Origin of the sequence: uncultured Marinobacter sp., from assembly GCF_963974375.1 — a bacterium.
Lineage (GTDB): Bacteria > Pseudomonadota > Gammaproteobacteria > Pseudomonadales > Oleiphilaceae > Marinobacter.
The window spans coordinates 1-10,960 of the sequence record NZ_CAXBDN010000141.1 but is presented as its reverse complement, the minus strand read 5'-3'; the positions used below and the strand labels follow the sequence as shown (position 1 = coordinate 10,960).

The 10,960-nt window shown below is 60.9% G+C and carries 4 protein-coding genes; all 4 read right to left on the bottom strand.

Features of this window, described 5'->3' with window-relative positions; all coding sequences use genetic code 11:
• Positions 1 to 824: chemotaxis protein CheB (locus tag AAC035_RS12630; protein ID WP_339804699.1), on the bottom strand; the 824-nt coding region annotated here is incomplete at its 3' end.
• Positions 824 to 8,449 (bottom strand): Hpt domain-containing protein, encoded by a 7,626-nt coding sequence (locus AAC035_RS12625; protein ID WP_339804698.1) that lies wholly within the window; start codon positions 8,447 to 8,449, stop codon positions 824 to 826. The genes AAC035_RS12625 and AAC035_RS12630, both read right to left, overlap by 1 nt.
• Before the next feature lie 11 nt (positions 8,450 to 8,460).
• Positions 8,461 to 9,360 carry a protein-glutamate O-methyltransferase CheR gene (locus AAC035_RS12620; protein ID WP_339804696.1) on the bottom strand — a complete coding sequence of 300 codons (900 nt, stop codon included), beginning with the start codon at positions 9,358 to 9,360 and terminating at the stop codon, positions 8,461 to 8,463.
• A gap of 28 nt (positions 9,361 to 9,388) precedes the next feature.
• A partial coding sequence (locus tag AAC035_RS12615; RefSeq protein ID WP_339804694.1) for a methyl-accepting chemotaxis protein occupies positions 9,389 to 10,960 on the bottom strand: 1,572 nt, incomplete at its 5' end.

Here is a 10,960-nt window from a genome sequence, read left to right as displayed (position 1 = left end):
GAAAACAGGATGGCGTTGCAGCGGGCACCAAAATGATCTCCGAAGTTCAGCAATGCCTGGTCGATGGAGGGGCCGTAAGGGCCGGGCCAGGCAGTATCCTTTTCCGCCATTGTGCCATCGCTGGCCAGAGTCCACTCCCGTTCAACCGGAATCACGGTAACCGTGCCGCAGGTCAGTGCCATACCCTTTTCTGCGCGCTGCAAACGGTAATGGGCGTGGCGCCCCAGCACCCGTGCCAGCACGTCGGTAAAGTTGCCATCAATATGCTGTGCGTAAACAAACGCCACCGGTAATCCGGGCGGCAGATGATCGAGAAAGGTTTTCACCGCAGCGGGCCCACCCAGGGATGCGCCCAGTATCCAGATCTCATCGGCCACCTGGCCAGGTTGTGCCGGTGCTATCCAGCGCGGCAATTCCGGCGCTCCGCCAGGTTGGACCGCTACCTCCTCAAGGGATTCCAGAGACTCGGCCGATTCAGCCTGGGTCAGTGTTCCCAGATGCTGTTCGAGCTTGGCCAGTAACCGGCGCTCCCAGCGCAGGTAGTCCCGGGTGCCTGGTTTTGGGGCCAGATCGATGCCAAACAGCACCGGCACATCGGTCTTGTCCAGAATATGGTCGAACAGTGTCGGGTGATCGGCTTCGTCTTCCAGTGTGATCAGCCAGAGATCGGCATCTGGAAGCAGGTCGTGGCTCAGCACCCGGTCCGGCGCGCCACTGAACCCGGGCCGTAGCCCGAAACGATCTGACGCCTCCTGCAGCCGGTGCCGTTGAAGTACGTTGTCAGAGACAATACCGACCGCCGGCCGACCGCCTCCCGTTGTCATCAGCGATCCCCGTCACCGGCCAGTCGTTGAATGGTCTCCAGCAGCTCGCTTTCCTGGAACGGCTTGCCAAGGTACTCGTTGACACCGATGGCCAGGGCCCGTTCACGGTGCTTCTGGCCGGTCCGGGAGGTGATCATGCAGATCGGAATGTCACGCAGGCTGTCATCGTGACGAACAAAGCTGGCCACCTCGAAACCGTCCATCCGCGGCATCTCGATATCCAGCAGAATAATGTCCGGACGATGGTCCTGCAGCTGGGCCACGGCGTCGAGACCATCTTTTGCGGTCACCACTTCCATGCCATTCCGCTCCAGCAGGCGGGACGTAACTTTGCGCACAGTCACCGAATCATCCACCACCATCACCAGAGTGGGACGGTCTTCACGATACTGCTGCTGCGAAGCCTGATCTGCCAGGCGCTGACGTTCCGAGAGAATATCCGAACGGATCATCGCCGGCAGGTCGAGAATCACCACCACGTTGCCGTCACCCAGAATGGTGGCACCGGATACCCCGCGCACCGAACTGAACTGTGGCCCCAGCGATTTCACCACGATTTCGCGGCTGCCCAGCAGGCTGTCCACCTGCAATGCCATGGGTTGCTCCGAGCCCCGCACCAGTATGACCGGCAACGGCAGCGCCTGGCCCTGGAGCTTGGGCCGATGGTCGCTGTGCAGCAGGCCGCCCAGGTACTGAAGACGGTATTCCTGGCCGGCGTATTCATAGGCGGGCGCCTCCGGCTGGTAATACTCTTCCAGCTCCCAGGTGCTGACCCGCACTATCCCCTCGATGGTGTTCAGCGGGATGGCGTAGAAGTCTTCGCCGGTTGATACCATCAGCGCCCGGTTAACCGATACCGTGAACGGCAGTCGGACCGTGAAGGTGCTGCCTTCGCCTATTGTGGAGTCAATATCGAGGCTGCCGCCGAGCTGTTTGATTTCGCTGGCTACCACGTCCATGCCGACGCCGCGTCCGGAAATCTGGGTTACCTGCTTGGCGGTGGAGAAGCCGGGCTGCAGGATGAACTGCAGGATATCCCGCTGGGACAGCTCTTCGTCTTCACCCAGCATGCCTTTTTCAATGGCTTTCCGGCGAATCACCTCACTGGGAATGCCGGCGCCGTCGTCGGACATCCGTAGCACCACATCGCCGCCTTCGCGGGTCAGGGTCAGGGTCACGCTGCCGGTTTCCGGCTTGCCAGCGGAGGCCCGTCCCGAGGGCGACTCAATGCCATGGTCAAGAGCGTTCCGGAGCATGTGCTCAAGCGGTGCGATCATCCGTTCAAGGATGTTGCGGTCCAGTTCGCCTTCCGGGTTACGGACATCAAACTCGACCTTTTTGCCCAGTTCACTGCTGATCTGGCGGACAATCCGGCGCAGTCTCGGGACCATGGATGAGAACGGGATCATCCGCGTTTTCATCAGGCCTTCCTGCAGTTCGGTATTGATCCGTGACTGCTGCACCAGCAGGGTCTCGGTGTCGCGAACCCGGTCGGCCATGGTTTCACGCAGATCTGCAAGGTCGGACGCGGATTCACTCAACGCCCGTGACAGCTGCTGGATCGAGGAATAACGATCCATTTCCAGCGGGTCGAAGTCGTCGCCGTAGTCCGGACCATGCTCCTGCTCGGCCCGGAACAGAATCTGGGCCTCGGTCTCGATGTCCATGCGCCGCAGCTGTTCCCGCAAACGCTCGATGGTCGCGGCCATTTCGTCCAGGGTGTGGCTGAAATCGCTGTTCTGTTGCTCCAGGCGACCACGGGTGATACTGGTTTCACCGGCCAGGTTAACCAGTTCATCCAGCAGCGGTGCCGATACCCGGATGGTTTCCTGGGCCGCCCGGACACTGTCCTTGCGGCGCTGTTCGGCGCTCTTGCGGTTTTGCGGACGCGGCACCGGTGCTTTTGCTACAGGCACTACCGCGGCTTTGGTTTCGGCGGTGTCAGTTGGCAGCGGTTGGGGTTCTTTGCTGACTGCCTCGTCAAATTTGCGGCGAGTCGCCGCAACGGCGGCAATCAGCTGGTCGTGGTAGCGGGTAATGGCCTGCCAGTCGTCGCCGGAGGGGGTCTTTCCAGCCAGCCCGGTCAGCAGACTCTCGTAGTTGTGAGCCAGATCGCCAAGTTCCGGCAGCTGGGACAGTCGGGCGCCACCTTTCAGAGTATGCAGACCCCGTTGCGATTCCTGATTGAAGTGATCGCTTTCCGGTTCCTGTTTCCAGTCCGCCAGCAACTGCTCGAGTTGATCGAGAATCTCTCCGGCTTCCTCCAGGAAGATCTCCAGCACTTCGATATCCACTTCAACACTGGCGTCGTCCGCCGCTGGCGTGGCCTCTGCCACGGGCGTCCCGGGTGCTTTTGCCGCTGCGGGCAGGTCGTCATCGTGCAGCGCCGAGGCTTCCCGCAGTATCCGCAGCAGACCGCTGTCGGACTCCGGCTTGTTACCCTCTTCCAGCGTCGTCAGCATCGCTCTCAGCGCCTGGCAGGCGCGTTCGCTCAACGACAATGCCAGGGGCTGATTGCCGCTGCCTTCAATCAGTGGACCCAGGCTGTCAGACCAGGCTTCGGCCAGATCAGCAACGGGGTCCACATCGGCAAGACGGGCTCCGCCCTTGAGGGTGTGCAGTTCCTGTTGCAGCTGGGTAATGCCGGTGAGCTGATCCGGGTCATCGCGCCAGTGGCCGAGGGACTCCTCAATGGATTCGAGGACATCCATGCCTTCCTCGAGGAACAGGCCGGCAATGTCGTCCTCGCCACTATCGGATTCCGCGATATCATCATCGGTAGTTGCCACTTCGGCGGGCAGACCGAATTCGATCTCTTCCGAATCCGAATCCGAATCCGAATCCGAATCCAGTTCACTGACCGGATGATCGGCGCTGTGATCGGTGGCCGAGTTACCGGACAGTATGGCCTGTACCTGGCTGACCAGTTCGGTTGCGGGTGGGCAGGGCCTTGATGTGGCTACTTCCTCTACCATGCCCGCCAGCCGGTCGTGGCAGGCAAACAGCAGGTCGGTCATCTCGCCGGACGCACTCAGGGTGCCTTCGGCGACTTTTTCGAACAGGTCTTCCAGAACATGAGTCAGGTCAGCAATGGCATCGACTCCCGCCATCCGTGCGCCCCCCTTGAGGGTATGCACGTCGCGCTGAAGCTCTGCGGCCACCGCGCTGTCACCGGGATTTTCACTCCAGGTATGCAGGGTACTGCCGGTGGCGTTTATCAGGTCATAGGCCTCTTCCAGGAAGATGCTGACCAGCTCCGGATCCATGTGAGACAGATCGTAACTCAGTGCCTCGTTGTTATCGTCGGCGTTGATGTCCGCAGCCAGTTGCTCTTCATCCGGCTCCAGCTCCCACCGGGGCAGCTCCTCATCGTCGGTACCGGCATTGTCTGCTGAACCTTCAGGGCTGAACTCGTCCCCGGAAACCTCAGCGTCATCAGTGTCTGCTTCCGCCGGGGCATCTTCGGCATGATCGCTGTCGTTTTGCCCGGTTGTTCCGGGGATATCCGTCACCCTGCGGGTACCGGTGGCGGAATCCATATACTCCCGGATGTCACCGATCAGATCCGGCGCAGGCCGCGGTTGTTCACCGGCCGCCAGGGCATCCACCATGCCGGCAAGACGATCATGGCAGCGGAACAGCAGGTCGGACAGCTCATTGGTGACCGCCAGGCGATGCTCGCCGAGGCCTTCAAACAGGGTTTCCAGCTCATGGGACAGGTCACCCATGGCGGCAATGCCTGTCAGCCGCGCACCGCCCTTGAGGGTATGCAGATCCCGCTGCAGCAGGCGCAGCAGTTCGCCGCTATCGGGTCGCTCCTGCCAGGATTCGAGGGCGTCGGCGGTACTGCTGATCAGGTCCTGGGCCTCTTCCAGGAAGATGGCGACCAGTTCGTCGTCACCTTCCGGACTGTCAGTATCGGCGTCAGCGCTAAACGGCGTTTCAGTCTCGGCTGCCGGAATTGCGGAATCGTCCGTCTCTGGCAGCGCCAGTTCAATGGCTTCGTCGTCAGCGTCAGCGGCGGTAGTGCGCAGCGTATCGGCCACTGTCAGAAGCTCGGCTTGCAGACTCTGGTCCGGCTGGGTAGCGAGTCCGGCAGCCACCTGATCCATAAGGTTGATCAGGTGATCGTGGGCGGAGCGAACGGTTTCCAGTAACCAGGCATCCGGTGCCTGACGATGCTCAATGGCCAGCAGATAGACGTCGGCCAGGGCTTCAGTCAGCTCTGCCACGTCAGTGAGGCCGGCTTCCCGGGCGTTACCGGTCAGTTGCTCCAGCTCATGGGCCAGGCGGTCAATGGCAGCGGTGTCGGTGGGGTGTTCAATCCACTCATCCACATGGCGGTCAGCATCCAGCAGCACATCGAGGCCGTCACTGAGGAACAGGCTGATAAGCTGGGCATCACCCGGGATGTCGGTTTCACTGTCATCATCACCGTCACGACGCCCCAGGGTTTCTGCCGTCAGTGCCTCAATATCGGCAATGTAAGCACCACTGCCAGGCAATGAAGCCTGGGGACTGCTGCGCAGCTGGTCCAGGCCGCTGCGCAGGAACTGGCAGCTCTGCTGGATCAGCGACATCACGCGCTGGTCAGCACGACGGTTCTCGGCTCTTGCCTGCTTGACGTATTGCTCAAGCGGCGTAATAACCTCGGCAATGGGGGCGATGCCGGCGGTATTGGCGCTGCCTTTGAGTGTATGAAGTGCTCTTGATACCTGGTCGGTGTAGGCCACGGTGGTGCGATCACCGGTTTCCGCCAGAAAGCTTTCGAGCGCGGCCAGGTGGGTGCGGGCCTCGCTCTCGAAGATGTCCACAAGGACGGGATCGACCAGTTCTTCGTCCTGACCGCTCGGTTCGGCCGCGGACTGCACAGGCTCTTCGGCTTCTGCCTGGGGCATTTCCCTGGCATCCGGGATATCACCATCGGCCAGAATCCGGGCCCGGTCTTCCAGGGCTCGGGTGTCGATCGATCCGGTCCGTCGCATTTCGAAGTCCGTGACCAGTTCCGGCAATACCTCAGTGACATCCTGCAGCAGCGTGCCAATATCATCGTTCATGAAAATGCTGGATTCTATAATCCGGTTCAGCATGTTCTCCACGGACCAGGCCAGTTCACCAACGACGCTGGCGCCGACCATGCGGCCGCTGCCCTTGAGCGTGTGAAAGGCTCTGCGGACTTCTGCCATGGCGCTGCGGTCATCGTGCTGACGAAGCAGTCTGGGCAGGTATTCGTTGATCGTCCCTAGAACCTCTCCGGCTTCTTCCACGAAGATCTCGATGATCTCGTCGTCGATCAGATCATCGTCGAAGTCTGCGGTCGGTTGAGGAGATTGTTCCGGTTCATCGTCACTGTCCGCTTGCTCAGGGGTATCGGTCGGCGCCGGTGCGAAGGGCAGGTCCGCTTCCGCTTCGACCTCCTGAAGATCGTCCGGAGCAGGCAGATCCTCTTCCAGGCCGGTTTTACGGGTGGTTGCCATGGCTTCGGCGCGGGCAATCAGTGGGCTGACGTCGCCGTTGGCATTACCGTCGGCAAAGTCACTGATCAGACCGGGCAGCTGATTGTTCACTTCGTCGATCAGCGAGAACAGTTCATCGGTGGGCCTGAGTGACTGGTCCAGCACCCGGTTGAGCAGGTTTTCAATCGACCATGCCAGCTCGCCTATACTGGTAGCCCCGACCAGGCGGCCGCTGCCTTTGAGGGTATGGTAGGCCCGGCGAACCTCGGTAAGGGCTTCGCGATCGTCGTGATTGTGGCGCAGTTGTGGGTAATGGGTGTGGATGGTCTCCATGACCTCGCCCGCTTCCTCAACAAAGATCTCGAGGATCTCGTCGTCCACCAACTCCGCGTCGGTACCCTTGAGTTCAGGTTCCGGCAGCGGCGAGCTGGCAGCTGTCGCGGTGCCCTGCTCTGATTCCTCGGCATTCCAGGCTGGCGCCTCGCCCGGGGGGAAACCCAGGGAGCGGAGGCTGTCTTCCGCCACCCGCAGCACCGATTCGTTGTCACCAATGCCGTCGGACAGGCGCTCGAGATAGTATTCGATACTGGTGATCGTGTCGGCGAGGGTGTCCAGCTGCTTCCAGTCCGGTATCCGGCGGCCTTCCAGTAAAACCAGCTGGATGTACTGCCTGCTGGAGTGAAGGATATCGGCCGCTCGCGGTAACGGAATGACCTTCAGCCCGCCTTCAATGCTTGCCAGCATTTCAGGTACGTGTTCGATTTCCCGCGGGTTCCACTGGGACGCGATGAAATTGACGACGGCGCTTTTGACTTGCTCCAGAGCGTTGCGGGACTCCCTGAGCAGCGCGCTGTTGGCATCGTTCAGCTCCTGCCGGCCTGGCGCGTCATCCTGGCTATCGGGGCCCAGGGACCTTGAGCCGGTCTTGTCACGGTCAAGCCCGGTCAGGGTGGCTTCCACATAGAGCAGGGCGCCGGCAATATCCAGCAGTGTACCGTCGTCTACTGATTCCTGGCGGCTGATCAGCTGTTCCACCAGTTCCGTCTGTTCGGTAACGATACGTCGGGGGTTGACCTGGCCGATGACGGCAAGGGTATTGGCCACCTGACGCAGACCGGGCAGCAACTCTTCCAGATCCTGGTTCTGGCGGAACTGGTCACGGACAAACAGGTCCAGCTGATCCTTGAGGCGGGCAACTTCCTCATTCAGTGCTACCACCACCGAGTGGATAGCTTCACGGCCGGGACCGTGCTGAACCGCCGGATCAGAGGCCCCGGGCAGGGCGTCGTTCAGGCGATAGCGATCGCGAAGATCCTTGATATAAGGTGTATCGCTTCTGCGTGCCTGGGCAACGTAGTACAGCAGGTTGCGGAACAGGGTTTCCGGCACTGGCTGGCTCAGAATGTCCTTGGGCTCATCGGTCAGGCGCTGAATCTCGCCATCCAGCTGAACCAGCAGGGACAGGCTGGCAGGCCCGGGACTATTGGTACCCAGTTCCAGCGATTCGGTAAAACCACCGGCGGCACGCCAGAGCTCCTCGCGGGGGGTGCCGGCACAGAGCTTGATCAGACGCTGAATCACTTTCTGCATGTTGCTGAAGTGTTCGGTTAGGTGATCACCGGATTCGGCACCCTTGCGGGCCCGGTGGAACATGACGCCCAGTTTGCCGACGTTGGCGAGCACCTTGGGGTCCTGCAACAGCCTTACCACCTTCGGTGAAGGCTCGAAGGAGGCGTGGCTCATGTCCGGTCGGAACAGTGACAGGTCCGATAGCAGAGTTTCGCCGCGGGCAGCACGCAAGTTATTCAGCAACGGCAGCAGCGCCAGGGGAAGATCGTCCTGGCTGGATTGCAGGGATTCGAGGTAGCGGGGCAGCCGAAGAATCGCCTCCATCAGGACATCCAGAGCCTGATCCGGATTGCTCACCGTGCTCTTCAGGATGCCCTGGGTCAGCTGCTCCATTTCTTCTGCCAACAGGGCAGCACCCTGCAGCTCGACCATTTGCAGAGTGCCATGAACCTGATGCAGATAGTTCAGGCAAAAACGGAGCCGTGCGGTATCCTCGCGGTTTTCCACATAGGCTTCCAGCGCCTGCTGGCCCTGCTTCAGGGTTTGTTCAATCTCGCCGCGAACCCAGTCCAGGGCGATGTTGTCATGGTTGTTGCCCATAACCACTCCGGTTATTCGTCGTCTGACTGGCGGCGAATCCACGCCAGCACATGTTCCGAGGGAACCCGCTGCAACCCCGGGGGTTGCCAGCCGGTTACTTCACCCTGACCCAGAATCAGCAGGCCACCTGGCGCCAGATAGTCCGCCAGTCGCGTGACGATCTCGCGCCGCCGCCAGCGGCGGAAATAGATCAGCAAGTTCTGGCAAAAGATAATATTCATCCCTTGCATTGGAAGCTGTTTCAGATCCAGCACATTCAGCCGGGTGAAACAGACTCGTTCCCGGAGTCCTTCCGTAATCTCTACTGTATTGCGTGCCCCTGGTCTGAAATAACGCTGCTTCAGTGGCTCGCTCATTCCCGTCAGCCGGCGCGGATTGAAAAGTCCCCGTTCGGCCTTTTCCAGTGCCGGTTTGCTGATGTCGGAACCAGTCACACCGTAGAGTGGTGGCAGCCCCAGCTGCTCCATACTTTCGTTGAGCAGTATGGCGAGGGTGTAGGCCTCTTCGCCGGTGGAACAACCCACACTCCAGGCTTCCAGCGGCCGCCTTTTCAGCTGTTCCCTTGGCCGCGTCATGACGTAATCCGAAACCAGCCTGCAGGCGTCCGAATCCCGGAAAAAACGGGTTTCCTGGACGGTCAGCCGATCAACGAGGGTGGCCCATTCCATGACCGCTTCCGGACCGGCCACGATTTTTTCGTAATAGGTCTGGTAGCTGCCGCACCCGATTTCCCGCATCCGGATGCCGATATTGGTCTCCAGAAAGGATTTGCGCTCTGACGACAGCGCCATTCCGGTGCGGTGCTCCAGCAGGGTTTTCCACTGGTGGAACTGCGCTTCGTCCATGTCCGGGAGCGGACGCAGGACCCAGTGTCCAGAGCCGGGTGACAGGTTGCGGGGTGCTTCAGACATAAACCCTCATCGCCCCTCGCAACGGTGGTCAGCTGACCACCGGAACGTTGCTGCCTTCCTCGTTGCTGATGAAGCCGGCTTCCTCTTCAGGCAGGGTGAAACCTGCTACTGAAGATCTCAGCTCGGAGGCCATTTCGGCGAGGTTTCCGATAGAGCGCGCAGTCGCGTTGGTACCGGAGGAGGTCTGTGAGGTGATCTCCTGGATAACGTTCATGGTGTTGGAGATGTGCGCGGCCGACGACGCCTGCTGGCGTGCCGCGTTGGAGATGTTCTGGATCAGTTCCGCAAGGCTCATGGAAACGTTTTCGATCTCTTCCAGAGCAACACCGGCGTCCTGCGCCAGGCGGGCACCACGGACCACCTCGGCGGTGGTGTGTTCCATGGAGATGACCGCTTCGTTGGTATCCGACTGGATCGTCTTGACCAGTGCCTCGATCTGCTTGGTAGCAGCGGATGAACGTTCTGCCAGACGCTGAACCTCGTCCGCAACCACCGCGAAGCCCCGGCCCGCGTCACCGGCCATGGAGGCCTGGATTGCTGCGTTCAGGGACAGGATGTTGGTCTGGTCGGCAATGTCGTTGATCAGCGAGACGATGTCACCGATTTCCTGGGAAGATTCACCAAGACGCTTGATCCGTTTGGAGGTTTCCTGGATCTGCTCGCGGATGTTGTCCATGCCGCGAATGGTGTTCTGTACCACTTCGGCGCCTTTCTTGGCGATGGCAACCGAGCGCTCCGCAACCGCGGTGGATTCGGCGGCGTTGGAGGATACCTGGTCGATGGACACGGCCATCTCGTTCACCGCAGCCGATGCACCGGCAATTTCCTGGGCCTGGTGCTCAGAGGCGTCGGCCAGATGCATGGCGGTGGCCTGGGATTCCTGGGCGGCAGACGCAACCCGGACCGCAGTGCCACGAATGGCCTGTACCAGCCCGCGCATCTGGTCGATGGCGTAGTTGATCGAGTCAGCGATGGCGCCGGTAAAGTCTTCGGTAACCGTGGCCTCAGTTGTCAGGTCACCGTCAGCGAGGTCAGCCAGTTCGTCCAGCAATCGCAGGATGGCGTTCTGGTTCTGTTCGTTCTGGGCCTGGGTGGTGGCCAGGCGCTCCTGGGCGGCCCGGTAAAGGGTAAGGCCGATGGCGACAACCACGGCAACCATCAGGGCAAGAATGATATAGGCCAGCAGTGGGCTGACCAGCCTCGAGGCGGCACGGCCGGCAAACGCGTCCGCCAGCCCAGAGATCTCGGTCAGTAGCAGCTGGGAGTTCTGGAAGATGTCGCTGGCGGCGGTACGGACCAGGTCAGGGGACGCTTCAAGAATGGCGTCAATGTTCTGGGATACGAACTCGAAGAGCTCCGCTGCGGCTTCGAGGCCGTAGCGGGCTTCTTCATCGTCGACCCGGGAGATACCCATGGCGGCACTGCCTTCGGTCTGTCCCTGCAGCACCCGGCCAAACAGGGTGGCATCACGGCCAAACCGGTCAGCGGCAATGACTGCATCTTCGTCACCGGACAAGACGTTGTTAACGGCGCGGGCAATACGTTCGGCGAGCAGCGACTGGCGCTGAGCCAGAGCTACCTGGTCAGCGGGGGCGCCGCC

Bases quoted from the DNA above. Each gene is read 5' to 3' on its own strand.
- AAC035_RS12620 (WP_339804696.1), bottom strand. From the start codon at position 9,360: ATGTCTGAAGCACCCCGCAACCTGTCACCCGGCTCTGGACACTGGGTC.
- AAC035_RS12625 (WP_339804698.1), bottom strand. From the start codon at position 8,449: ATGGGCAACAACCATGACAACATCGCCCTGGACTGGGTTCGCGGCGAG.